Source organism: Streptomyces olivaceus (assembly GCF_000721235.1).
GTDB lineage: Bacteria > Actinomycetota > Actinomycetes > Streptomycetales > Streptomycetaceae > Streptomyces > Streptomyces olivaceus.
Genome location: NZ_JOFH01000040.1, coordinates 23,518 through 49,231, shown reverse-complemented (window position 1 = coordinate 49,231; position 25,714 = coordinate 23,518). Strand labels below are relative to the sequence as shown.

General features: G+C 68.2%; 19 protein-coding genes and 1 tRNA gene. 17 read left to right on the top strand and 3 right to left on the bottom strand.

Going from position 1 to position 25,714, the window contains the following annotated elements; all coding sequences use genetic code 11:
- Window positions 1-144: 144 nt before the first annotated feature.
- Window positions 145-1,176: an adenosine deaminase gene (locus tag IG94_RS0132710; protein WP_031045762.1), complete on the bottom strand. Its 1,032-nt coding sequence runs from the start codon at window positions 1,174-1,176 to the stop codon at window positions 145-147.
- A gap of 136 nt (window positions 1,177-1,312) precedes the next feature.
- Entirely contained in the window at window positions 1,313-2,539 is a 1,227-nt protein-coding gene (locus tag IG94_RS0132705) for a pyridoxal phosphate-dependent aminotransferase (RefSeq protein ID WP_031045759.1), read from the bottom strand.
- Window positions 2,540-2,787: 248 nt separating this feature from the next.
- Here IG94_RS0132705 and IG94_RS0132700 point away from each other — a divergent pair.
- The 11 genes from IG94_RS0132700 to IG94_RS0132650 all read left to right on the top strand — a co-directional run bounded on the left by IG94_RS0132700 (window position 2,788) and on the right by IG94_RS0132650 (window position 17,100).
- A tRNA-Trp gene (locus IG94_RS0132700) sits at window positions 2,788-2,860 on the top strand.
- A 108-nt stretch (window positions 2,861-2,968) separates the two neighbouring features.
- Complete coding sequence (gene secE / locus IG94_RS0132695) at window positions 2,969-3,256, top strand: preprotein translocase subunit SecE (RefSeq protein WP_031045756.1); 288 nt, start codon at window positions 2,969-2,971, stop codon at window positions 3,254-3,256.
- Window positions 3,257-3,336: 80 nt separating this feature from the next.
- Window positions 3,337-4,224, top strand: coding sequence for a transcription termination/antitermination protein NusG (nusG, locus tag IG94_RS0132690; RefSeq protein WP_031045754.1), 888 nt, complete (start codon window positions 3,337-3,339; stop codon window positions 4,222-4,224).
- Between the two features lie 200 nt (window positions 4,225-4,424).
- Window positions 4,425-4,859 (top strand): 50S ribosomal protein L11, encoded by a 435-nt coding sequence (gene rplK, locus IG94_RS0132685; protein ID WP_003974315.1) that lies wholly within the window; start codon window positions 4,425-4,427, stop codon window positions 4,857-4,859.
- A gap of 77 nt (window positions 4,860-4,936) precedes the next feature.
- Window positions 4,937-5,662: a 50S ribosomal protein L1 gene (gene rplA, locus IG94_RS0132680; protein WP_031045752.1), complete on the top strand. Its 726-nt coding sequence runs from the start codon at window positions 4,937-4,939 to the stop codon at window positions 5,660-5,662.
- 145 nt (window positions 5,663-5,807) lie between these two features.
- Entirely contained in the window at window positions 5,808-6,674 is an 867-nt protein-coding gene (locus IG94_RS0132675) for an SCO4651 family lipoprotein (RefSeq protein ID WP_031045748.1), read from the top strand.
- A gap of 147 nt (window positions 6,675-6,821) precedes the next feature.
- Window positions 6,822-7,673 (top strand): SCO4651 family lipoprotein, encoded by an 852-nt coding sequence (locus IG94_RS0132670; RefSeq protein ID WP_031045745.1) that lies wholly within the window; start codon window positions 6,822-6,824, stop codon window positions 7,671-7,673.
- A 317-nt stretch (window positions 7,674-7,990) separates the two neighbouring features.
- Window positions 7,991-8,521 (top strand): 50S ribosomal protein L10, encoded by a 531-nt coding sequence (gene rplJ, locus IG94_RS0132665; protein WP_031045742.1) that lies wholly within the window; start codon window positions 7,991-7,993, stop codon window positions 8,519-8,521.
- Between the two features lie 118 nt (window positions 8,522-8,639).
- Window positions 8,640-9,029, top strand: coding sequence for a 50S ribosomal protein L7/L12 (gene rplL, locus IG94_RS0132660; RefSeq protein ID WP_031045738.1), 390 nt, complete (start codon window positions 8,640-8,642; stop codon window positions 9,027-9,029).
- A gap of 588 nt (window positions 9,030-9,617) precedes the next feature.
- Window positions 9,618-13,103, top strand: a complete 3,486-nt coding sequence (rpoB, locus tag IG94_RS0132655) for a DNA-directed RNA polymerase subunit beta (RefSeq protein ID WP_031045735.1) — start codon at window positions 9,618-9,620, stop codon at window positions 13,101-13,103.
- A 97-nt stretch (window positions 13,104-13,200) separates the two neighbouring features.
- The gene (locus IG94_RS0132650; RefSeq protein WP_031045732.1) at window positions 13,201-17,100 is read left to right on the top strand and encodes a DNA-directed RNA polymerase subunit beta'; all 3,900 of its coding nucleotides are present in this window, start codon (window positions 13,201-13,203) and stop codon (window positions 17,098-17,100) included.
- A 182-nt stretch (window positions 17,101-17,282) separates the two neighbouring features.
- Here IG94_RS0132650 and IG94_RS0132645 read toward each other — a convergent pair whose 3' ends face one another.
- Complete coding sequence (locus tag IG94_RS0132645) at window positions 17,283-18,578, bottom strand: glycosyltransferase family protein (RefSeq protein WP_031045730.1); 1,296 nt, start codon at window positions 18,576-18,578, stop codon at window positions 17,283-17,285.
- A 101-nt stretch (window positions 18,579-18,679) separates the two neighbouring features.
- On the opposite strand from IG94_RS0132645, the gene IG94_RS0132640 reads away from it, so the two are divergent.
- The 6 genes from IG94_RS0132640 to IG94_RS0132615 all read left to right on the top strand — a co-directional run bounded on the left by IG94_RS0132640 (window position 18,680) and on the right by IG94_RS0132615 (window position 25,602).
- Window positions 18,680-19,753 (top strand): glycosyltransferase family 2 protein, encoded by a 1,074-nt coding sequence (locus tag IG94_RS0132640; RefSeq protein WP_078892519.1) that lies wholly within the window; start codon window positions 18,680-18,682, stop codon window positions 19,751-19,753.
- Window positions 19,754-20,062: 309 nt separating this feature from the next.
- Window positions 20,063-20,434: a 30S ribosomal protein S12 gene (rpsL, locus tag IG94_RS0132635; RefSeq protein WP_003948652.1), complete on the top strand. Its 372-nt coding sequence runs from the start codon at window positions 20,063-20,065 to the stop codon at window positions 20,432-20,434.
- A 2-nt stretch (window positions 20,435-20,436) separates the two neighbouring features.
- Window positions 20,437-20,907: a 30S ribosomal protein S7 gene (gene rpsG / locus IG94_RS0132630; RefSeq protein WP_031045724.1), complete on the top strand. Its 471-nt coding sequence runs from the start codon at window positions 20,437-20,439 to the stop codon at window positions 20,905-20,907.
- Between the two features lie 39 nt (window positions 20,908-20,946).
- The gene (gene fusA, locus IG94_RS0132625) at window positions 20,947-23,073 is read left to right on the top strand and encodes an elongation factor G (protein WP_031045721.1); all 2,127 of its coding nucleotides are present in this window, start codon (window positions 20,947-20,949) and stop codon (window positions 23,071-23,073) included.
- A 173-nt stretch (window positions 23,074-23,246) separates the two neighbouring features.
- The gene (tuf, locus tag IG94_RS0132620) at window positions 23,247-24,440 is read left to right on the top strand and encodes an elongation factor Tu (protein ID WP_031045706.1); all 1,194 of its coding nucleotides are present in this window, start codon (window positions 23,247-23,249) and stop codon (window positions 24,438-24,440) included.
- 214 nt (window positions 24,441-24,654) lie between these two features.
- A complete protein-coding gene (locus IG94_RS0132615; protein ID WP_031045694.1) occupies window positions 24,655-25,602 on the top strand; it encodes an RpnC/YadD family protein in 948 nt (315 codons plus the stop codon).
- The last annotated feature ends 112 nt before the right edge of the window (window positions 25,603-25,714 follow it).

Below are 25,714 nucleotides of genomic sequence, written 5' to 3'. Positions count from 1 at the left end.
GGATCTCTGTCCAAGCGATTCCGCGCCGTTCCGAGGACGGACACCCCCCGGCGCGGCCCCGCACCACCCCACAACCCAACGCGCTACCCGCACCCCCACGCACCCCACACAGGCCGCCGCAGGCACAGCACCCCAGCCACCCCCCTAGCCCGCCAGCCAGTCGTCCACCCCCGCCAGCAGCCGCCCCTTCACGTCCTCGGGCGCCGCCGACCCCCGTACCGACTGCCGCGCAAGCTCCGCCAACTCGGCGTCCGTGAAGCCGTGGTGATCGCGGGCGATCTCGTACTGCGCCGCCAGCCGCGCCCCGAACAGCAGCGGATCGTCCGCGCCCAGCGCCATCGGCACCCCCGCCTCGAACAGCGTCCGCAGCGGCACGTCCTCCGGCTTCTCGTACACACCCAGCGCGACATTCGACGCCGGGCACACCTCGCACGTCACCTGCCGGTCCGCCAGCCGCCGCAGCAGTCGAGGATCCTCCGCGGCCCGCACCCCGTGCCCGATCCGGTCCGCCTCCAGGTCGTCCAGGCAGTCCCGCACCGACGAAGGACCGGTCAGCTCACCCCCGTGCGGCGCGCTCAGCAGCCCCCCGTCCCGCGCGATCGTGAACGCCCGGTCGAAGTCCCGCGCCATCCCGCGCCGTTCGTCGTTCGACAGCCCGAAGCCGACCACGCCCCGCTCGGCGTACCGCACCGCCAGCCGCGCCAGCGTCCGCGCGTCGAGGGGATGCTTCATCCGGTTCGCGGCCACCAGCACCCGCATCCCGATCCCGGTGTCCCGCACGGTCGTCTCCACCGCGTCCAGGATGACCTCCAGCGCAGGGATCAGCCCGCCCAGCCGCGGCGCGTACGACGTCGGGTCGACCTGGATCTCCAGCCACCCCGACCCGTCCCGCAGATCCTCCTCCGCGGCCTCCCGCACCAGTCTCTGAATGTCCTCCGGCTCCTGGAGGCACGACCGCGCCGCGTCGTACAGCCGCTGGAAGCGGAACCAGCCCCGCTCGTCGGTCGCCCGCAGCTTCGGCGACTCCCCGCGGCCCAGCGCCTCGGTCAGCGTCTCGGGCAGCCGGACGCCGTGCTTGTCGGCCAGTTCCAGCAGGGTGGTGGGCCGCATCGACCCGGTGAAGTGCAGGTGGAGATGGGCCTTGGGCAGTTCAGAGAGATCACGTACACGCTCCATTCCGTGATCCTGCCGTACGACACACCCGACCCGACAGCACTTTCCCCATACGTGGTCTTGCTCGCACAAACAACGCACACACAAACGGGGGCCGTACCCCGCTACCGGAGTACGGCCCCCGCCGGGGACGGGAACGTCAGTCCCGCGCCTCCGCCAGCAGCTTCTGGATCCGGCTCACGCCCTCGACGAGGTCCTCGTCCCCGAGCGCGTACGACAGCCGCAGGTACCCGGGTGTGCCGAACGCCTCACCCGGCACCACCGCGACCTCGGCCTCCTCCAGGATCAGCGCGGCCAGCTCGACCGTGTCCTGCGGACGCTTGCCGCGGATCTCCTTGCCCAGCAGCGCCTTCACCGACGGGTACGCGTAGAACGCGCCCTCCGGCTCCGGGCACAGCACGCCGTCGATCTCGTTGAGCATCCGCACGACGGTCTGGCGGCGCCGGTCGAAGGCCTCACGCATCGTCGCCACGGCGTCCAGGTCGCCGGAGACCGCGGCCAGCGCCGCCGCCTGGGACACGTTGGAGACGTTGGACGTGGCGTGCGACTGCAGGTTCGTCGCGGCCTTGACGACGTCCTTGGGGCCGATGACCCACCCGACCCGCCAGCCGGTCATCGCGTACGTCTTCGCCACGCCGTTGACCACGACGCACTTGTCGCGCAGCTCGGGCAGCAGGGCGGGCAGGGACACGGAGACGGCGTCGCCGTAGACGAGGTGCTCGTAGATCTCGTCGGTCAGCACCCACAGGCCGTGCTCGACGGCCCACTCGCCGATCGCCTTGGTCTCGGCCTCGCCGTACACCGCGCCCGTCGGGTTCGACGGCGACACGAAGAGGACGACCTTGGTCTTCTCGGTGCGCGCGGCCTCCAGCTGCTCCACCGTCACCCGGTAGCCGGTCGTCTCGTCGGCGACCACCTCGACCGGAACGCCGCCGGCCAGCCGGATCGACTCGGGGTACGTCGTCCAGTACGGCGCCGGGACGATGACCTCGTCGCCCGGGTCGAGGATCGCGGCGAAGGCCTCGTAGATCGCCTGCTTGCCGCCGTTGGTGACGAGGATCTGCGACGGGTCGACCTCGTAGCCGGAGTCGCGCAGCGTCTTCGCGGCGATGGCGGCCTTCAGCTCGGGCAGCCCGCCGGCCGGCGTGTAGCGGTGGAACTTCGGGTTCTTGCACGCCTCGACGGCGGCCTCGACGATGTAGTCCGGCGTCGGGAAGTCGGGCTCGCCCGCGCCGAAGCCGATCACGGGACGCCCGGCGGCCTTGAGGGCCTTGGCCTTGGCGTCCACGGCGAGGGTCGCGGACTCGGAGATCGCGCCGACTCGGGCGGAGACCCGGCGCTCGGTGGGTGGGGTTGCAGCGCTCATGACCCCATCGTTCCAGACCGGAAACTTCCCGGGCACAGGGGTTTCACGGACTGAACCGGACCGGTCCAGGCGTTGAACACCAGAACGGTCAGGCCGTGAAGGGCCGTGAACATCAGTCCGGACGTGCTTTCTGTTCGACGCCCGGGCCCTGAGCACGTACACTCTCACCTCGTTGGCCTTCACCGGCCCGCGATCACCGGGTGCACACCAAGCATCCGGACGAATGCGGTACGTTGGGGAACACACAAAGGGTCGTAGCTCAATTGGTAGAGCACTGGTCTCCAAAACCAGCGGTTGGGGGTTCAAGTCCCTCCGGCCCTGCTACACACACCATCGCCAGGATGTGTGCGCATGTACGTACAGCAATGCATCGCCGTGCGGCTCCGACCGGGTGCGGCGCGGCCACGACCCGGAATCAGGTGAGGACGAGTGACGGACGCCGTGGGCTCCATCGACATGCCTGATGCCGAGGACGAGGCGCCGGACTCCAAGAAGAAGTCACGCAAGGGCGGCAAGCGAGGCAAGAAGGGCCCGCTGAAGCGGCTCGCGCTCTTCTACCGCCAGATCGTCGCGGAGCTTCGCAAGGTTGTCTGGCCGAGCCGGAACCAGCTGACGACGTACACCACCGTGGTGATCATCTTCGTGGTCATCATGATCGGCCTGGTGACTCTGATTGACTATGGCTTCTCTCACGCCGCCAAGTACGTCTTCGGCTGAGTCGAGAGCGAAGGGCGCCGAGGTACCCGGCGCCCCTTTCGCGTGTTCCACCCCTATGTATCCAGGAAGAAGCAGCCACAGTGTCTGACCCGAACGTGAACGACGCCATCGAGCCGGCCGAGTCCGTCAAGGACGAGCTCGGCACCGTCGAGGGCGCCGGCAACGAGGACACCAAGGCCTCCGCCGAGGCCGAGGCTGCCGACGACGCCGTCGCCACGGACGCGGCCGAGGCCGACGAGCCCACCGCGACGACCGACGAGACGGCCGGCGCGGAGGCCGACGGCGCAGCGGCCGACGACGCGGAGACCGGCGAGGCCGGCGAAGCGGAGGCCGAGGCCGACGAGCCCGACGTCGACCCGATCGAGAAGCTCCGCCAGGAACTGCGCGTCCTGCCCGGCGAGTGGTACGTCATCCACACCTACGCCGGTTACGAGAACCGCGTGAAGACCAACCTCGAACAGCGCGCCGTCTCGCTCAACGTCGAGGACTACATCTTCCAGGCCGAGGTGCCGCAGGAAGAGGTCGTCCAGATCAAGAACGGCGACCGCAAGACGATCCGCCAGAACAAGCTGCCGGGCTACGTCCTGGTCCGCATGGACCTGACCAACGAGTCCTGGGGTGTCGTCCGCAACACCCCCGGCGTCACCGGCTTCGTCGGCAACGCCTACGACCCGTACCCGCTGACGCTGGACGAGATCGTCAAGATGCTCGCCCCGGAGGCCGAGGAGAAGGCCGCCCGCGAGGCCGCCGAGGCCGAGGGCAAGCCGGCTCCGCAGCGCAAGGTCGAGGTCCAGGTCCTGGACTTCGAGGTCGGCGACTCGGTCACCGTCACCGACGGCCCGTTCGCGACGCTGCAGGCGACGATCAACGAGATCAACGCCGACTCGAAGAAGGTCAAGGGCCTCGTCGAGATCTTCGGCCGCGAGACCCCGGTCGAGCTGAGCTTCGACCAGATCCAGAAGAACTAGTACCTGCCTCACCGGCACACCGGCACCCGGGTACTCCTCTGGACGTACAGCTTCCGACCAGGTCAGGCGAACGCTCACGCGTCGTCTGACCTGCTCGGTTTTAAACCGCACATCCATACCCGTTATCGTTGTGCGGTATGCCTGTGTCCGGGTAGCTCCCGAACCCAGGCAGGACCCGAATCGAAAGGACCCGGAGAGCTATGCCTCCCAAGAAGAAGAAGGTCACGGGGCTCATCAAGCTCCAGATCCAGGCCGGTGCCGCGAACCCGGCCCCGCCGGTCGGCCCCGCGCTGGGTCAGCACGGCGTCAACATCATGGAGTTCTGCAAGGCCTACAACGCCGCGACCGAGTCGCAGCGCGGTTGGGTCATCCCGGTGGAGATCACGGTCTACGAGGACCGCTCCTTCACCTTCATCACGAAGACCCCGCCGGCCGCGAAGATGATCCTCAAGGCCGCGGGCGTGGAGAAGGGCTCCGGCGAGCCGCACAAGACCAAGGTCGCGAAGATCACGCGTGACCAGGTCCGTGAGATCGCCACCACCAAGATGCCCGACCTCAACGCCAACGACCTGGACCAGGCGGAGAAGATCATCGCCGGTACCGCCCGTTCCATGGGCGTCACGGTCGAGGGCTGACCCCCACCTTCCAGCAGCAGAAGTGGTGGGGCCTGCTCGGCCCGTACCACGACTCCTAAGAAGCCACAGGAGCAGTAGTGAGCAAGCGCAGCAAGTCTCTCCGCGCTGCGGACGAGAAGATCGACCGGGACAAGCTCTACGCCCCGCTCGAGGCCGTCCGTCTCGCCAAGGAGACCTCCACGACCAAGTTCGACGGCACCGTCGAGGTCGCCTTCCGCCTGGGTGTCGACCCGCGCAAGGCCGACCAGATGGTCCGTGGCACCGTGAACCTCCCGCACGGCACCGGTAAGACCGCCCGGGTCCTGGTCTTCGCGACCGGTGACCGTGCCGAGGCCGCGACCGCCGCGGGCGCCGACATCGTCGGCTCCGACGAACTGATCGACGAGGTGTCGAAGGGCCGTCTGGACTTCGACGCCGTCGTCGCCACCCCGGACCTCATGGGCAAGGTCGGCCGCCTCGGCCGCGTGCTCGGTCCCCGTGGTCTCATGCCGAACCCCAAGACCGGCACCGTGACCCCGGACGTGGCCAAGGCCGTCACCGAGATCAAGGGTGGCAAGATCGAGTTCCGCGTCGACAAGCACTCGAACCTGCACTTCATCATCGGCAAGACGTCGTTCGACGACACCAAGCTGGTGGAGAACTACGGCGCGGCGCTGGAGGAAGTCCTCCGTCTCAAGCCGTCCGCCGCCAAGGGCCGTTACATCAAGAAGGCCGCCATCAGCACCACGATGGGCCCCGGCATTCCGCTCGACTCCAACCGCACCCGCAACCTCCTCGTCGAGGAGGACCCGGCCGCGGTCTGAGCCAACGGCTCGCCCAACCGGTTCACGGGCCCCGCACCTTCCGAGGTGCGGGGCCCGTCCCTTTTCCCGGTGCCCTGGGTTAGCGTGCGGGGAGCGGACTCGCGTACGAGGCGCGGGGGACGCACGGGGCTCAGGGGGTGGGCGGATGACGGGCACGACGGTATGCCGCACGGTCGTCGCGATCGCGCTGACGGCCACGCTGGCGGGCCTCACCGGCTGTACGTCCTCCGGCGGCCCGGCGGACGGCGGCCCCGGTGGATCCGCCCCGCCCGCCGCGACTCCGCAGCCTTCCGACCCCTCCTCCACCGCCCCGCCCGCCCCGTCCCTCACCGGCCCTGCGGCCGAGGCCCTGCGCGCCGTGGAGCGGGCCACCGGACGAGCGGGTTCGGCGCGGGTGGAGTCCACGACCGTGATGGGCAGCGAACTCTCGCTGAAGGCCGCCGGCGCCCTCGGCTGGCGCGACGACGGCCTCACCGGCACCCTCACCATCACGTACACCGGCGGCACCACGGCCGAGACCATGCGCCGGCTCGGTACCACCGCCATGGAGGCCCGCTACCTGCCCGACGCCTACTACGCCGAGGTGGGCGACGAGTTCGCCGACCGGGTGGGCGGCCGGCACTGGATCAAGTACGTCTACGAGGACCTGGAGGATCTCGGCGGGGGCGCGGGCGCCGGGTTCGCGGACCAGATGCGCAACACCACCCCCAACCAGGCGGTGAAGCTGCTGCTGACCGCCGAGGACGTGCGCAGGGTGGGGGAGGAGAAGACGCGCGGCCGGCGCACCACGCACTGGACCGGCACGGTGGGCGGCGCCACCGCCCAGACCGTCGACATCTGGGTCGACGACCGGGACCTGCTGGTCAAGAAGGTCGAGCGCGGGCGCACCGAGAACGGGGAGCTGACGCAGACCGCGTACTACAGCGAGTACGGCGTCACCGTCTCCGCCGAGCGCCCGCCCGCCGCGGACACGGCGGACTTCAAGGAACTGCTGGCCTCCCAGGGCGGGTAGCCCGGCGCCGACGGCAGGCGATGCACAAGATCGGTAATTCACAAACTCGTTCGAACCGTTTCGGCTACGCTCGCGTCTTTGCTGTGGAGAAGTTGTGAGTTACTTGAATCCCGTTGAGCCGCAGTTGAATCCCGTGGGGGGACATCGATGAAGACTTCCGTACGCGTGCCGGTCGGCGCCGGGCTGGCCGCGCTGGCGCTCGCCGCAGGTGCGGTGGGCTGTGCCAAGGGCGACGACAAGGCCGGGGAGTCCGCGGACATGACGCCGGCCGCGGCCGTGGCCAAGGCGGCGAAGAACACGGAGCAGATCGACTCCCTGCGCTACCGCATGACCGGCAAGGTCCCCGAGGAGGGGCAGGTCAAGGCCGAGGCGCAGATGCAGATCAAGCCCGCGCTCGCGATGAGCATGAAGATGACGGCGCTCGACCAGGGCGCCGACGGCAGCGCGGAGATCCGGCTCGTCGACAAGGCCCTGTACATCGGCGGCGGCCCCGAGGCGGCCAAGGAGATGGACGGCAAGAGCTGGCTCAAGTTCGACCTGGACGCGATGGGTGCCGGGGACGAGCTGAACCAGCTGGGCGGCGCCTCCCAGGCCGAGAAGAACCCGGCGACCGAGTCCACCTTCCTCACCGGCGCCAAGGACGTCGAGAAGGTCGGCACCGAGACCGTCGAGGGCGTGCAGACCACCCACTACAAGGGCACGGTCGCCGTCGCCGACCTGGAGAAGTCCCTCGGGGGCGAGGAGGAGGCCACCCGGGAGAAGCGTCAGAAGAGTCTTGAGCAGTACGAGAAGATGGGCGTCGACCGGCTCACGATGGACATGTGGGTCGACGGCGACGACCGGCCCAAGCAGTTCCGGATGCGCGGCGAGGCCGACAAGGGGCCGCTGGACATGACCGTCACCTTCCTGGGTATCAACGAGCCCGTGAAGGTCACCGCGCCGCCGGCCGAGGAGACCGCCGACCTGGCCGAGATGATGAAGGGGCTGGACGAGGGCTGACACCCCCGCCGTTCACCCCGCCGGGTCGCCGTGAGAGCGGATTTGCTTGACACTGCCCCGGTCCCGTACGCTTCCACAGAAGCCAAAGACCGCTGGTCGTTGCCGTGTGTTCGAAAGAGGGCACGGTGGCCGAAGGATCCGCTGAACTGCGGACGACCCGCGCAGGTGACTGTGGATGAGCTCCCGGAAGTCCCCGCCCCGTGCGGGTGGCGAATGGTCGAGCCACGCCCCGTGCGCCTGCGCCGGGGCGTTTCGTTTGCCCCAGTCCTCCTTCGGGTCCGCGCGGTCCGAATCACCCGGAAGGAGGCCGAGGCTCTATGGCAACGCCCGAGAAGGCTGCCGCGGTTACCGAGCTGACGGACAAGTTCCGCAGCTCCAACGCCGCCGTGCTGACCGAGTACCGCGGTCTCACCGTGGCGCAGCTCAAGACGCTGCGCCGGTCGCTCGGTGAGAACGCCCAGTACGCCGTGGTGAAGAACACGCTGACCAAGATTGCGGCCAACGAGGCCGGGATCACGCTCGACGACCAGCTCTTCGCTGGTCCGACGGCCGTCGCCTTCGTCACCGGTGACCCGGTGGAGTCGGCGAAGGGTCTGCGCGACTTCGCCAAGGACAACCCGAATCTCGTCATCAAGGGCGGCGTCCTTGACGGCAAGGCGATGTCCGCCGACGAGATCAAGAAGCTTGCGGACCTCGAGTCCCGCGAGGTTCTGCTCTCCAAGCTGGCCGGTGCCATGAAGGGCAAGCAGTCGCAGGCTGCCTCTGTCTTCCAGGCGCTGCCGTCGAAGCTCGTCCGCACCCTGGACGCGCTCCGTGCCAAGCAGGACGAGCAGGGCGGTGCCGAGTAATTCGGCTCGCTTTCTGATCCGGGCCGCCTGAGCGCGGCACGGATCGCAGCGGGCCCGACGTACGCCCGCCTCACCCCGTACATCCGGCACCTGCCGAATTAGTGGAAGGACCGCCATCATGGCGAAGCTCAGCCAGGACGACCTGCTCGCCCAGTTCGAGGACATGACCCTCATCGAGCTCTCCGAGTTCGTGAAGGCCTTCGAGGAGAAGTTCGACGTCACCGCCGCCGCTGCCGCGCCGGTCGTCGTCGCCGGTGGTGCCGCTGGTGGCGCCGCCGCCGAGGCCGCCGAGGAGCAGGACGAGTTCGACGTCGTCCTCACCGGCGCCGGCGACAAGAAGATCCAGGTCATCAAGGTCGTGCGCGAGCTGACCTCCCTGGGTCTGAAGGAGGCCAAGGACCTCGTGGACGGCGCCCCGAAGCCCGTCCTCGAGAAGGTCGCCAAGGACGCCGCGGAGAAGGCCAAGGAGTCCCTCGAGGGCGCCGGCGCCTCCGTCGAGGTCAAGTAAGACCGCACCGGCCCCACGGATCCGTCAGGGTCTGTAACGCCGTAGCACCGAAGAGCGATCATCCATCCGGGTGGTCGCTCTTCGGCGTATCCGGGGTCCGGCGGCGGCTGCCTTGCACGCGTGACGGTGAAGAGTATGGTGATCTTCGTCGTGCCGTCTCCGGGGCCCTGAGAGCCGCTGGAGGCAACCGGTTCGGGCCAAGGGGGGCCTTGACGAACCGCACGCAGCGCGCAATTCTCAGGGCGTCGTCAAAGGATCCGAATCCGAGGCATGGATCGACGGCGAAGAGGGCAGTATCTGGGTGCGTTGAGGGCGAGGCCTTGCCGCACAGGTGGTGAGAACAACGAGGAGTGAACACGGTCCCCGAGAACCGCACTGGACATCAGTGTGCCAAGTGGCTACACTGACCCTTTGCGCTGCCTGTTAGCTGCCCCCTGCCCGTCACCAGGGGTCTGCCCTCGCCCGAGCACTGACGACCAGAGCATGCCTGACCTGGCTCTTTAGCCACATCAGGCACCCCCTGTCTTCGTGCACGGAAGAGGGGCCGGTACGCGCGTAGTGAGTCCGAGCCCTCGGAAGGACCCCCTCTTGGCCGCCTCGCGCAATGCCTCGACCGCGAATACGAACAACGCTGCCAGCACCGCCCCGCTGCGCATCTCCTTTGCAAAGATCAGGGAGCCCCTCGAGGTTCCGAACCTCCTCGCGCTGCAGACCGAGAGCTTCGACTGGCTGCTCGGCAACGACGCCTGGAAGGCTCGCGTCGAGTCGGCTCTGGAGTCAGGTCAGGACGTCCCCACCAAGTCCGGTCTGGAGGAGATCTTCGAGGAGATCTCCCCGATCGAGGACTTCTCCGGGTCGATGTCGCTGACCTTCCGCGACCACCGCTTCGAGCCCCCGAAGAACAGCATCGACGAGTGCAAGGACCGCGACTTCACGTACGCGGCCCCGCTCTTCGTCACCGCCGAGTTCACCAACAACGAGACCGGCGAGATCAAGTCCCAGACGGTCTTCATGGGCGACTTCCCGCTCATGACCAACAAGGGCACCTTCGTCATCAACGGCACCGAGCGTGTCGTCGTGTCGCAGCTGGTCCGTTCGCCGGGCGTCTACTTCGACTCCTCCATCGACAAGACGTCCGACAAGGACATCTTCTCGGCCAAGATCATCCCGTCCCGGGGTGCCTGGCTGGAGATGGAGATCGACAAGCGCGACATGGTCGGTGTGCGCATCGACCGCAAGCGCAAGCAGTCCGTGACCGTCCTCCTCAAGGCCCTCGGTTGGACGACCGAGCAGATCCTGGAGGAGTTCGGCGAGTACGAGTCCATGCGCGCCACCCTGGAGAAGGACCACACCCAGGGCCAGGACGACGCGCTGCTCGACATCTACCGCAAGCTGCGTCCGGGTGAGCCCCCCACGCGCGAGGCGGCGCAGACGCTTCTCGAGAACCTCTACTTCAACCCGAAGCGCTACGACCTCGCCAAGGTCGGCCGCTACAAGGTGAACAAGAAGCTCGGCGCCGAAGAGCCGCTGGACGCCGGCGTGCTCACCAGCGACGACATCATCGCCACCATCAAGTACCTGGTGAAGCTGCACGCCGGTGAGACCGAGACGGTCGGCGAGTCGGGCCGGGAGATCGTCGTCGAGACCGACGACATCGACCACTTCGGCAACCGCCGCATCCGCAACGTCGGCGAGCTGATCCAGAACCAGGTCCGCACGGGTCTCGCCCGTATGGAGCGCGTCGTGCGCGAGCGCATGACCACCCAGGACGTCGAGGCGATCACGCCGCAGACCCTGATCAACATCCGGCCGGTCGTCGCCTCCATCAAGGAGTTCTTCGGCACCAGCCAGCTGTCCCAGTTCATGGACCAGAACAACCCGCTGTCGGGGCTGACGCACAAGCGTCGTCTGAACGCCCTCGGCCCGGGTGGTCTCTCCCGTGAGCGGGCCGGCTTCGAGGTCCGCGACGTGCACCCGTCGCACTACGGCCGCATGTGCCCGATCGAGACGCCCGAAGGCCCGAACATCGGTCTGATCGGCTCGCTCGCCTCGTACGGCCGGATCAACCCGTTCGGCTTCATCGAGACGCCCTACCGCAAGGTCGTCGAGGGCCAGGTCACGGACGACGTGGACTACCTGACCGCCGACGAGGAGGACCGCTTCGTCATCGCGCAGGCCAACGCCACGCTCAACGACGACCTGCGGTTCGCCGAGGCCCGCGTCCTGGTCCGCCGCCGTGGCGGGGAGGTCGACTACGTCCCCGGTGACGACGTCGACTACATGGACGTCTCGCCGCGCCAGATGGTGTCGGTCGCGACCGCGATGATCCCGTTCCTGGAGCACGACGACGCCAACCGTGCCCTCATGGGCGCGAACATGATGCGCCAGGCGGTGCCGCTCATCAAGAGCGAGTCCCCGCTGGTCGGCACCGGCATGGAGTACCGCTCCGCCGCCGACGCCGGCGACGTGGTCAAGGCCGAGAAGCCGGGTGTGGTCCAGGAGGTCTCCGCGGACTACATCACCACCACCAACGACGACGGCACGTACATCACGTACCGCCTGGCCAAGTTCTCCCGGTCCAACCAGGGCACCTCGGTCAACCAGAAGGTCATCGTCGCCGAGGGCGACCGGGTCATCGAGGGCCAGGTCCTGGCCGACGGCCCGGCCACCGAGAACGGCGAGATGGCGCTCGGCAAGAACCTGCTGGTCGCGTTCATGCCGTGGGAGGGCCACAACTACGAGGACGCGATCATCCTGTCGCAGCGCCTCGTGCAGGACGACGTCCTCTCCTCGATCCACATCGAGGAGCACGAGGTCGACGCCCGTGACACCAAGCTCGGCCCCGAGGAGATCACCCGGGACATCCCGAACGTCTCCGAGGAGGTCCTCGCCGACCTCGACGAGCGCGGCATCATCCGCATCGGTGCCGAGGTCGTCGCCGGCGACATCCTCGTCGGCAAGGTCACGCCCAAGGGCGAGACCGAGCTGACCCCCGAGGAGCGCCTGCTCCGCGCGATCTTCGGCGAGAAGGCGCGCGAGGTGCGCGACACCTCCCTGAAGGTGCCGCACGGCGAGATCGGCAAGGTCATCGGCGTCCGCGTCTTCGACCGCGAGGAGGGCGACGAGCTTCCCCCCGGTGTCAACCAGCTGGTGCGCGTGTACGTGGCGCAGAAGCGCAAGATCACCGACGGTGACAAGCTCGCCGGCCGCCACGGCAACAAGGGCGTCATCTCCAAGATCAACCCGATCGAGGACATGCCGTTCCTGGAGGACGGCACGCCCGTCGACATCATCCTGAACCCGCTGGGTGTCCCGTCCCGCATGAACCCGGGACAGGTCCTGGAGATCCACCTCGGCTGGCTCGCCAGCCGCGGCTGGGACGTCTCCGGCCTCGCGGAGGAGTGGGCGCAGCGCCTCCAGGGCATCGGCGCCGACAAGGTCGAGCCCGGCACCAACGTCGCCACCCCGGTCTTCGACGGTGCGCGCGAGGACGAGCTGGCCGGCCTGCTCCAGCACACCATCCCGAACCGCGACGGCGAGCGCATGGTGCTCCCGTCCGGCAAGGCGCGGCTGTTCGACGGCCGCAGCGGTGAGCCGTTCCCGGACCCGATCTCGGTCGGGTACATGTACATCCTCAAGCTCCACCACCTGGTCGACGACAAGCTGCACGCCCGGTCGACCGGCCCGTACTCGATGATCACCCAGCAGCCGCTGGGTGGTAAGGCCCAGTTCGGCGGCCAGCGCTTCGGTGAGATGGAGGTGTGGGCGCTGGAGGCGTACGGCGCCGCGTACGCCCTCCAGGAGCTGCTGACCATCAAGTCCGACGACGTGACCGGCCGCGTGAAGGTCTACGAGGCCATCGTCAAGGGCGAGAACATCCCTGAGCCCGGCATCCCCGAGTCCTTCAAGGTGCTCATCAAGGAGATGCAGTCCCTGTGCCTCAACGTGGAGGTGCTGTCCTCGGACGGCATGTCCATCGAGATGCGTGACACCGACGAGGACGTCTTCCGCGCGGCGGAGGAGCTCGGCATCGACCTGTCCCGGCGCGAGCCGAGCAGCGTCGAAGAGGTCTGACGGGAGTCAGGCGGGGCCTTCCGCCCGAAGGCCCCGCCGATCCCGCGACCCCCGTTTCAGACCACAGACTTACAACCCTGAGAGGGATTGACGCATAGTGCTCGACGTCAACTTCTTCGACGAGCTCCGGATCGGTCTGGCCACCGCTGACGACATCCGTCAGTGGAGCCACGGCGAGGTCAAGAAGCCCGAGACCATCAACTACCGCACCCTCAAGCCCGAGAAGGACGGACTCTTCTGCGAGAAGATCTTCGGTCCGACCCGGGACTGGGAGTGCTACTGCGGCAAGTACAAGCGCGTCCGCTTCAAGGGCATCATCTGCGAGCGCTGCGGCGTCGAGGTCACTCGCGCCAAGGTGCGCCGTGAGCGGATGGGCCACATCGAGCTGGCCGCTCCCGTCACCCACATCTGGTACTTCAAGGGCGTCCCGTCGCGCCTGGGCTACCTCCTCGACCTGGCGCCGAAGGACCTCGAGAAGGTCATCTACTTCGCCGCGTACATGATCACGTTCGTGGACGAGGAGCGCCGCACCCGCGACCTGCCCTCGCTGGAGGCCCACGTCTCCGTCGAGCGCCAGCAGATCGAGCAGCGCCGCGACTCCGACCTGGAGGCCCGCGCCAAGAAGCTCGAGACGGACCTCGCCGAGCTGGAGGCCGAGGGCGCCAAGGCCGACGTGCGCCGCAAGGTGCGCGAGGGTGCCGAGCGCGAGATGAAGCAGCTGCGCGACCGTGCGCAGCGCGAGATCGACCGCCTCGACGAGGTGTGGAACCGGTTCAAGAACCTCAAGGTCCAGGACCTGGAGGGCGACGAGCTGCTCTACCGCGAGCTGCGCGACCGCTTCGGCACCTACTTCGACGGCTCGATGGGCGCCGCCGCGCTGCAGAAGCGCCTGGAGTCCTTCGACCTCGACGAGGAGGCCGAGCGCCTCCGCGAGATCATCCGCACCGGCAAGGGCCAGAAGAAGACCCGTGCGCTCAAGCGCCTCAAGGTCGTCTCCGCGTTCCTGCAGACCAGCAACAGCCCCAAGGGCATGGTGCTCGACTGCGTGCCGGTCATCCCGCCGGACCTGCGTCCGATGGTGCAGCTGGACGGTGGCCGCTTCGCGACCTCCGACCTGAACGACCTGTACCGCCGCGTCATCAACCGCAACAACCGCCTGAAGCGGCTTCTCGACCTCGGCGCGCCCGAGATCATCGTGAACAACGAGAAGCGCATGCTCCAGGAGGCCGTCGACGCGCTCTTCGACAACGGCCGCCGCGGCCGCCCGGTCACGGGCCCCGGCAACCGCCCGCTGAAGTCGCTGTCCGACATGCTCAAGGGCAAGCAGGGCCGCTTCCGCCAGAACCTGCTCGGCAAGCGCGTGGACTACTCCGCGCGTTCCGTGATCGTCGTCGGTCCGCAGCTCAAGCTGCACCAGTGCGGTCTGCCGAAGGCGATGGCGCTGGAGCTCTTCAAGCCGTTCGTGATGAAGCGCCTGGTCGACCTGAACCACGCGCAGAACATCAAGAGCGCCAAGCGCATGGTCGAGCGCGGCCGCACGGTCGTGTACGACGTGCTCGAAGAGGTCATCGCGGAGCACCCGGTCCTGCTGAACCGTGCGCCCACCCTGCACCGCCTCGGCATCCAGGCCTTCGAGCCGCAGCTGGTCGAGGGCAAGGCCATCCAGATCCACCCGCTCGTCTGCACCGCGTTCAACGCGGACTTCGACGGCGACCAGATGGCCGTGCACCTGCCGCTGTCCGCGGAGGCGCAGGCCGAGGCCCGCATCCTGATGCTGTCCTCGAACAACATCCTCAAGCCGGCCGACGGCCGTCCGGTGACGATGCCGACCCAGGACATGGTCCTCGGTCTGTTCTTCCTCACCACCGACTCCGAGGGGCGCGGCCCCAAGGGTGAGGGCCGTGCCTTCGGCTCCGTCGCCGAGGCGATCATGGCGTTCGACGCCGGAGACCTGACGCTGCAGGCGAAGGTCGACATCCGCTTCCCGGTGGGCACCATCCCGCCCCGCGGCTTCGAACCCCCGGTCCGCGAGGAGGGTGAGCCGGAGTGGCAGCAGGGTGACACCTTCACCCTGAAGACCACGCTGGGCCGTGCGCTCTTCAACGAGCTGCTGCCCGAGGACTACCCGTTCGTCGACTACGAGGTCGGCAAGAAGCAGCTCTCCGAGATCGTCAACGACCTCGCCGAGCGCTACCCGAAGGTCATCGTGGCGGCGACGCTCGACAACCTGAAGGCGGCCGGCTTCTTCTGGGCCACCCGTTCCGGCGTCACCGTCGCCATCTCCGACATCGTCGTTCCCGACGCGAAGAAGGAGATCGTCAAGGGCTACGAGGCGCAGGACGAGAAGGTCCAGAAGCAGTACGAGCGCGGTCTGATCACCAAGGAAGAGCGCACGCAGGAGCTCATCGCGATCTGGACCAAGGCGACCAACGAGGTCGCCGAGGCGATGAACGACAACTTCCCGAAGACCAACCCGGTCTCCATGATGGTGAACTCGGGTGCACGAGGCAACATGATGCAGATGCGTCAGATCGCCGGTATGCGTGGTCTGGTGTCGAACGCGAAGAACGAGACGATCCCGCGTCCCATCAAGGCCTCCTTCCGTGAGGGCCTGTCCGTGCTGGAGTACTTCATCTCCACGCACGGTGCCCGCAAGGGTCTGGCGGACACCGCTCTGCGGACCGCCGACTCGGGTTACCTCACGCGTCGTCTGGTCGACGTCTCCCAGGACGTCATCATCCGCGAGGAGGACTGCGGCACCGAGCGCGGCCTCAAGCTGCCGATCGCCTCGCGCGACGCGGACGGCACGCTGCGCAAGACCGAGGACGTCGAGACCAGCGTCTACGCCCGCATGCTCGCCGAGGACGTCGTCATCGACGGCAAGGTGATCGCGCCGGCCAACGTCGACCTCGGTGACGTCCTGATCGACGCCCTGGTCGCCCACGGCGTCGAGGAGGTCAAGACCCGCTCGATCCTGACCTGCGAGTCCCAGGTCGGCACCTGCGCCATGTGCTACGGGCGCTCGCTGGCCACCGGCAAGCTGGTCGACATCGGTGAGGCGGTCGGCATCATCGCCGCCCAGTCCATCGGTGAGCCCGGCACCCAGCTGACGATGCGTACCTTCCACACCGGTGGTGTGGCCGGTGACGACATCACGCAGGGTCTGCCGCGTGTCGTCGAGCTCTTCGAGGCCCGTACCCCGAAGGGTGTCGCCCCGATCTCCGAGGCCTCCGGCCGCGTGCGGATCGAGGAGACCGAGAAGACCAAGAAGCTGGTCGTCACCCCGGACGACGGCAGCGACGAGACGGCGTTCCCGATCTCGAAGCGTGCCCGTCTGCTCGTGGGCGAGGGCGACCACGTCGAGGTGGGCCAGAAGCTCACCGTGGGTGCCACCAACCCGCACGACGTGCTGCGCATCCTGGGTCAGCGTGCCGTCCAGGTCCACCTGGTCGGCGAGGTCCAGAAGGTCTACAACTCGCAGGGCGTGTCGATCCACGACAAGCACATCGAGATCATCATCCGGCAGATGCTGCGCCGCGTGACGATCATCGAGTCCGGCGACGCCGAGCTGCTGCCCGGCGAGCTGGTCGAGCGCACGAAGTTCGAGACCGAGAACCGTCGCGTGGTCCAGGAGGGCGGTCACCCGGCCTCCGGTCGTCCGCAGCTGATGGGTATCACCAAGGCCTCGCTGGCGACGGAGTCCTGGCTGTCGGCCGCCTCCTTCCAGGAGACGACCCGAGTGCTGACGGACGCGGCGATCAACGCCAAGTCCGACAGCCTCATCGGCCTCAAGGAGAACGTCATCATCGGTAAGCTCATCCCGGCCGGTACGGGCCTGTCCCGCTACCGCAACATCCGGGTCGAGCCGACCGAGGAGGCCAAGGCCGCGATGTACTCGGCCGTCGGCTACGACGACATCGACTACTCGCCGTTCGGCACGGGCTCCGGCCAGGCCGTTCCGCTGGAGGACTACGACTACGGTCCGTACAACCAGTAGGCGGGCAGCCCGGAGACGGGCAGCTCGTAGTCGGGCAGCTTGAACGAAGGGCGGCCACCCCACGCGGGGTGGCCGCCCTTCGGCATGCGGGGCCGGGGGTCCTGCGGACAGGGGCGCGCCGCCAGGGCGCTGCCGGCCGAGTCCGGTGCGGCGGCCGGTCTGATCCCGCTGCCGCCGGTCGGCTACGGCACGCCCAGCTCGAAGATGACGTAGTGGGCGTACCAGCCGGAGGCGAGTGCCGCCGTGGTGAAGAAGACCGCGAGGGCGGGCAGCTTCTGGCGGGCCAGGGCCGCGGCCGGGGCGAGCAGGAGGGGGAAGACGGGCAGCAGGTAGCGCATGGTGTTGCCGAACATCTGCTGGGTGCCCAGCACCGTGACGATCGTCGCCAGGGTGTACGCGACGAGCACCAGCGGCGGCCTCCTGCGCAGCATCAGGGCGAGGAGGAAGGGCAGCGCCAGCACCAGGAGGAGGGAGAGCAGGTCCGGCGTGGAGAAGGCGAAGGGGTAGTCGCCGCGGCCCACCGCGAGGTTGCGCAGCACGTCCCAGGTGTAGGCGCCGAAGTCGAAGTAGTGCGCCCAGCCCTCGCGCTGGAGCCTGAAGTACGCCATGGCCTCGCCGCTGCTCCAGCCGACCCAGGCGACGTAGAGGAGCAGGCCGAGCGGCGCGACGACCATGGCGTACACCGGGCCGCGTACGCCGTGCTCGCGCCGGGTCGCGGGACGGGCCAGCGCGACCAGCGCGGCCAGGCCCACGGCGCCTATGAGGACGGCGGAGGTGGGGCGGTTCAGGCCGGCGGTGAAGGCGAGGAGCCCGGCGGTCAGCCAGCGCCGGGTCATCACGGCGTAGCAGGTCCAGGCGGCGAGGGCGACGAACAGCGACTCGGAGTAGACGGCCCACTCGACGCCCGCGCCCGGCGCCACCGCCCACAGCCCGGCGGCGACCGTGCCGGCCCGGGCGCCCGCGAGCAGCGAGACCACGGCGTAGATGCCGGCCGCGGCCACGAAGGACGACACGACGGAGACCAGGATCCCGGAGCCGTACAGGCCGAGGCCGGTGGTCTCCGAGACCATGCGGATCAGGGCCGGGTAGAGCGGGAAGAACGCGACCGAGTTCTGCTGGACGGTGAAGAGGCCGCCGGGTTCGAGAGGGATCAGCGGGGTGGGGTGGTAGCCGTGCTCGGCGACCTGGAGGTACCACCAGCCGTCCCAGGTGCCCAGGACGTCCCACCAGTGGGCGCCGCCGCCGAAGCGCGGGTTCTTCTCGCGGAAGTCCCCGGCGTAGGTGAGCAGGGCGGCGAAGACGCCGAGGCCGACGAGTTTCGTGACACCGTAGAGGAGCAGCGGGTTCAGGTAGGGCCGGGCGCCGGGCGGCAGGGCCGGGGGCCAGGTCCGCCAGGAGCGGTCCGGGCGGTCGCCCGGCCCCTCGTCCGCCGTGCCGGTCGGCCCGTCGGTCATCGTGTCGCCGGCAGCCGTTTCCATGGCTGTCATCCCCCTCGGGCCACCCTCACGCGTCCAGCGCTGCCATAAGATCGCACAAGAGTCGCACATCTGTACTCAAGGTCACGGGGAGGGGAGGCGCGGTGCCGGAGGAGCGGGACGCGGAGCGGCACGAACCGGTCGTGTTGTCGGTCGTCATCCCGATGTTCAACGAAGAGGACGTCCTGCCCGCGCTGGTCAGCCGAGTCCGCCCGGTCCTGGCGGAGCTGGGCGTCCCCCACGAGGTCGTGGCGGTGGACGACGGCAGCGGCGACCGCACGGCGGAGCTGCTCGCCGCCTTCCGGCTGGGCTGGCCGGAGCTGCGGGTGGTGGCGCTGCGGCGCAACTCCGGCCACCAGGCGGCCCTCACCGCGGGCCTGGACCGGGCGCGCGGCGCGTACGTGGTGAGCCTGGACGCCGACCTCCAGGACCCGCCGGAGAAGATCCCCGACATGCTGGCGCTGGCCCGCGCGGAGGGGCTCGACATCGTCTACGGCGTGCGCGCCGACCGCAGCAGCGACTCCGGGTTCAAGCGGTGGTCCGCGGGCGTCTACTACCGCCTCATGCGGCGCCTGGCGGGTCCGTCGGTCCCGGCCCAGGCGGGGGACTTCCGGCTGCTCAGCCGGGCCGCCGTGGACGCCCTGAAGGCCCTGCCCGACCAGCAGCGGGTGTACCGGCTGCTGGTGCCGTGGCTCGGGTTCCCCAGCGGGGAGGTGCGGTACGAGCGCGCTCCGCGCCCGGCGGGCCGCACCAAGTACCCGCTGGGCCGGATGATCCGGCTCGCGGTCGACAGCGTCACCGGGTTCTCCGCGGCCCCGCTGCGCATCGCCACCTGGCTGGGCGCCGGCGCCTTCGTGGTCTGCCTGATGCTGCTGGTCTACACGCTGACCGCCTTCGCGCTGGGCCGCACCGTCCCCGGCTGGACCTCGCTGTTCACCGGCGTGGTCTTCATCGGTGCCGTGCAGCTGATCTGCGTCGGCCTGCTCGGCGAGTACGTCGGGCGCATCTACACGGCGGTGCAGAACCGGCCGACGTACTTCGTCCGCGCGGACACGGCGGACACGGCGAGTACAGCGGACACAGCGGACACAGCGGGTACGGAGGGCGCGGCGGTCACGAAGGGCACGGCGCACGTCCCGGAGCCGGACGAGCCGCGCGTACCGTTGCCGCGGGCCTGAGATCCCCCCCGTAGAGGCGTAGCGGCGCGGTCGATCGGGGCAGAACGGCGGGAAACGGGTGCGGGAGCCGGTCTCGCCCATTTGTTTTGACCGCAGCGAATGCGATAGGTACGCTCAGACCTTGTGCCTGGGGTGTGCCCTGGCCTCCGCGCGTGCCTACAACCGCATCGGAGGCCGTGACCGGCCACCGCAATCCGCGCTTTCCTTCCGCCTGGCGGCAGGGGCTCGCGGCTTCGACACACCCGACCGCGTGGGTCGGTGACGTTCCAGGTTAGCTTCACCATTCGGCACACAGAAACCGGAGAAGTAGTGCCTACGATCCAGCAGCTGGTCCGCAAGGGCCGGCAGGACAAGGTCGAGAAGAACAAGACGCCCGCACTCGAGGGTTCGCCCCAGCGTCGTGGCGTCTGCACGCGTGTGTTCACGACCACCCCGAAGAAGCCGAACTCGGCCCTGCGTAAGGTCGCGCGTGTGCGTCTGACCAGCGGGATCGAGGTCACCGCTTACATTCCGGGTGAGGGGCACAACCTGCAGGAGCACTCCATCGTGCTCGTGCGCGGCGGCCGTGTGAAGGACCTGCCCGGTGTTCGCTACAAGATCATCCGCGGCTCGCTCGACACCCAGGGTGTCAAGAACCGCAAGCAGGCCCGCAGCCGCTACGGCGCCAAGAAGGAGAAGTAGAAATGCCTCGTAAGGGCCCCGCCCCGAAGCGCCCGGTCATCATCGACCCGGTCTACGGTTCCCCTCTGGTGACCTCCCTCATCAACAAGGTGCTGATGAACGGCAAGCGCTCCACCGCCGAGCGCATTGTCTACGGCGCCATGGAGGGTCTGCGTGAGAAGACCAGCAACGACCCGGTCATCACGCTGAAGCGCGCGCTGGAGAACATCAAGCCGACCCTCGAGGTCAAGTCCCGCCGCGTCGGTGGTGCGACGTACCAGGTGCCGATCGAGGTCAAGCCCGGTCGCGCCAACACCCTCGCGCTGCGCTGGCTCGTCGGCTACTCCCGCGCCCGCCGCGAGAAGACCATGACCGAGCGTCTGCTCAACGAGCTCCTCGACGCCTCCAACGGCCTGGGTGCCGCTGTGAAGAAGCGCGAGGACACGCACAAGATGGCCGAGTCCAACAAGGCCTTCGCGCACTACCGCTGGTAGTCGCTACCCACATCGAGACCGAGAGAAGACTGAAGCCTTATGGCTACCACTTCACTTGACCTGGCCAAGGTCCGCAACATCGGGATCATGGCCCACATCGACGCGGGCAAGACGACCACCACCGAGCGGATCCTGTTCTACACCGGTGTGTCGTACAAGATCGGTGAGGTCCACGACGGCGCCGCCACGATGGACTGGATGGAGCAGGAGCAGGAGCGTGGCATCACGATCACGTCCGCTGCCACCACCTGTCACTGGCCGCTCGAGGACAACGACTACACGATCAACATCATCGACACCCCCGGGCACGTCGACTTCACCGTCGAGGTGGAGCGCTCCCTGCGCGTGCTCGACGGTGCCGTGACCGTGTTCGACGGTGTCGCCGGTGTCGAGCCGCAGTCCGAGACGGTGTGGCGTCAGGCCGACCGTTACGGCGTGCCCCGCATCTGCTTCGTGAACAAGCTGGACCGTACCGGCGCCGAGTTCCACCGCTGCGTGGAGATGATCTCGGGCCGCCTGGGCGCCCAGCCGCTCGTCATGCAGCTCCCCATCGGTGCCGAGGCCGACTTCCAGGGCGTCGTGGACCTGGTCCGCATGAAGGCGTACGTCTGGTCGGCGGACGCCGCCAAGGGCGAGATGTACGAGACCGTCGACATCCCCGACACGCACACCGAGGCCGCCGAGGAGTGGCACGGCAAGCTGGTCGAGGCCGTCGCGGAGAACGACGACGAGATCATGGAGCTGTTCCTGGAGGGCAAGGAGCCCACCGTGGAGCAGATGTACGCCGCGATCCGCCGCGTCACCATCACCTCCGGCAAGTCGGCGGACACCACGGTCACCCCGGTGTTCTGCGGCACCGCGTTCAAGAACAAGGGTGTCCAGCCCCTGCTCGACGCGGTCGTGCGCTACCTGCCGACCCCGCTCGACGTCGAGGCCATCGAGGGCCAGGACGTCAAGGACCCCGAGGTCGTCATCACGCGCAAGCCGTCCGAGGACGAGCCGCTGGCCGCGCTGGCGTTCAAGATCATGAGCGACCCGCACCTCGGCAAGCTCACCTTCCTCCGGGTGTACTCCGGCCGCCTGATCTCCGGCACCGCGGTGCTGAACTCGGTCAAGGGCCGCAAGGAGCGCATCGGCAAGATCTACCGCATGCACGCCAACAAGCGTGAGGAGATCGAGTCGGCGGGCGCCGGTGACATCGTCGCCGTCATGGGCCTGAAGCAGACCACCACCGGTGAGACGCTGTCCGACGACAAGAACCCGGTCATCCTGGAGTCCATGGACTTCCCGGCGCCGGTCATCGAGGTCGCCATCGAGCCCAAGTCGAAGGGCGACCAGGAGAAGCTCGGCGTCGCGATCCAGCGCCTGGCCGAGGAGGACCCCTCCTTCCAGGTGCACTCGGACGAGGAGACCGGCCAGACCATCATCGGCGGTATGGGCGAACTGCACCTCGAGGTGTTCGTCGACCGGATGAAGCGCGAGTTCAAGGTCGAGGCCAACGTCGGCAAGCCGCAGGTCGCCTACCGTGAGACGATCCGCAAGACCGTCGAGCGCGTGGACTACACCCACAAGAAGCAGACCGGTGGTACCGGTCAGTTCGCCAAGGTGCAGATCGCGATCGAGCCGATCACCGGCGGCGACGCGTCGTACGAGTTCGTGAACAAGGTGACCGGCGGCCGCATCCCGAAGGAGTACATCCCTTCGGTGGACGCCGGTGCCCAGGAGGCCATGCAGTTCGGCATCCTGGCCGGCTACGAGATGACGGGCGTCCGCGTCACGCTCATCGACGGTGGCTACCACGAGGTCGACTCCTCCGAGCTCGCCTTCAAGATCGCCGGTTCGCAGGCCTTCAAGGAGGCCGCGCGCAAGGCTTCCCCCGTGCTCCTGGAGCCGATGATGGCCGTCGAGGTCACCACGCCCGAGGACTACATGGGTGACGTCATCGGTGACATCAACTCCCGCCGTGGCCAGATCCAGGCCATGGAGGAGCGGATGGGTGCCCGCGTCGTGAAGGGCCTCGTGCCGCTGTCGGAGATGTTCGGCTACGTCGGAGACCTCCGCAGCAAGACGTCGGGTCGCGCAAGCTACTCGATGCAGTTCGACTCCTACGCCGAGGTTCCCCGGAACGTCGCCGAGGAGATCATCGCGAAGGCCAAGGGCGAGTAACGGACTCCTCCGTTCAACGGACCCCGTGCTCACGCTTTAGGCTTGACCCCGGAGCCTGCATGGGGCATTCCGCCGCGAACCCGGTGGAATGCCCCCGGCACCCGGGCTTTCCAGCAAAGATCACCTGGCGCCGATGAGTAAGGCGTACAGAACCACTCCACAGGAGGACCCCAGTGGCGAAGGCGAAGTTCGAGCGGACTAAGCCGCACGTCAACATCGGCACCATCGGTCACATCGACCACGGTAAGACGACCCTCACGGCCGCCATTACCAAGGTGCTGCACGACGCGTACCCGGACCTGAACGAGGCCTCGGCCTTCGACATGATCGACAAGGCGCCCGAGGAGCGCCAGCGCGGTATCACCATCTCCATCGCGCACGTCGAGTACCAGACGGAGACGCGTCACTACGCGCACGTCGACTGCCCCGGTCACGCGGACTACATCAAGAACATGATCACGGGTGCCGCGCAGATGGACGGCGCCATCCTCGTGGTCGCCGCCACCGACGGCCCGATGCCGCAGACCAAGGAGCACGTCCTCCTGGCCCGCCAGGTCGGCGTTCCGTACATCGTCGTCGCCCTGAACAAGGCCGACATGGTGGACGACGAGGAGATCCTGGAGCTCGTCGAGCTCGAGGTCCGTGAGCTCCTCTCCGAGTACGAGTTCCCGGGCGACGACCTGCCGGTCGTCAAGGTCTCCGCCCTGAAGGCCCTCGAGGGCGACAAGGAGTGGGGCAACTCGGTCCTCGAGCTCATGAAGGCCGTGGACGAGGCCATCCCGGAGCCGGCGCGCGACATCGACAAGCCGTTCCTGATGCCGATCGAGGACGTCTTCACCATCACCGGTCGCGGTACGGTCGTCACCGGCCGCATCGAGCGTGGTGTCCTCAAGGTCAACGAGACCGTCGACATCATCGGCATCAAGCAGGACAAGACCACGACCACGGTCACGGGCATCGAGATGTTCCGGAAGCTGCTGGACGAGGGTCAGGCCGGTGAGAACGTCGGTCTGCTGCTCCGCGGCATCAAGCGCGAGGACGTCGAGCGCGGCCAGGTCATCATCAAGCCCGGCTCGGTCACCCCGCACACCGAGTTCGAGGCCCAGGCCTACATCCTGTCGAAGGACGAGGGTGGCCGTCACACCCCCTTCTTCAACAACTACCGTCCGCAGTTCTACTTCCGTACGACGGACGTGACCGGCGTCGTGACCCTCCCCGAGGGCACCGAGATGGTCATGCCGGGTGACAACACCGAGATGAAGGTGGAGCTCATCCAGCCCGTCGCCATGGAAGAGGGCCTGAAGTTCGCCATCCGCGAGGGTGGCCGGACCGTGGGCGCCGGCCAGGTCACCAAGATCAACAAGTAAGCACCGCTTGCTTGTCGGTCGACTGACTGGCATGGGCTGATGCCTGAGAGGGCCCGCACGACTTCGGTCGTGCGGGCCCTTTCGCGTGGGGGCCCGCGGGTCGCGCCGGAGGCGGAACGCGACGTCAACCGCCATCGGGGTGCTGTTCACCCGTTTGCAGGACGTACTGGCATATGTCGCGATGGGTTGCCAGGCGGCATCTATCGTCTGACACATGGTCAGTTCACCTCACGAGGCGCTGCACAGGATCTTCCAGGAGGATCCGGCCCTCTTCGTACGAGCGGTCAAGAGCATCGGCATCACCTTCGACGCCCCGGTCTCGGCAGGCCCTCTCCCCACCGACCTCACCGAGAACCGCCCGCTCGAACGGCGCGTGGACACACTCCTGCGCCTGGACACCGAGGGCGGCGCCGGCTTCCTCCTCGCCGTGGAGTCCCAGAGCGCCCCGGACCCCAAGAAGCCCGCGAGCTGGGCGTACTACGCCTCGTACCTGCACGCCAAGTACCGTCTGCCGCCGGTCCTCCTGGTCGTCTGCGCCGACCGCCGCACCGCGGCCTGGGCGAGTCAGCACGTGGACATCGGCCCTCCGCAGTGGCCCTCGCTCACGGTGCGCCCCCTGGTCCTGGGGCCGGACAGCCTGCCGGTGATCCGCAGCTCCGAGGAGGCGGCGCGGGACATTCCGCTGACCGTCCTCTCCGCGGCTCTGCGCCGCCGGGATCCGGACGCCGGTGCCATACTGAAAGCGCTGGGGACGGCACTGAAAGACCTGTCGGCCGACGACGAGAAAACCGCAAGCAAGTTCGCCGTCTACATGGAACAAGGCCTCGGCACGACGCCGGCCGCGAATCTCTGGAGGCAGATCATGGCCGCCGACCTCTCCTTCTTCCAGTCGGAGACCGCGCAGAACCTTCGGGCGGAAGGGCGTGAGAAAGGGCGTTCGGAAGGGCGCCAGGAAGGGCGCGAGGAGGGGCGTGTGGCTGGGCGCGCCGAGGACATTCTGCTGCTGCTGCGGAACCGGGGAATCCAGGTGTCCGAGGACGAGCGGGCGTGCATTCTGAGCTGTGGCGATCTCGAAGTGCTGGGTGCATGGTTCACCCGGGCGATCACGGCGGCGTCGGCCGCCGAGCTGTTCGTGGACGCCGAAGGGGAGCCGGAGAGCTGAGTCTGGTTGATGCGGGTCGTCACAGCGACGGCGGTGGCCGGGACTCGCCGTAGGGCGCCGGCCGTGCTGAGGTGTCGGAGGGCCTGACGCGAGTCGGCGCCGAGCGGGACAT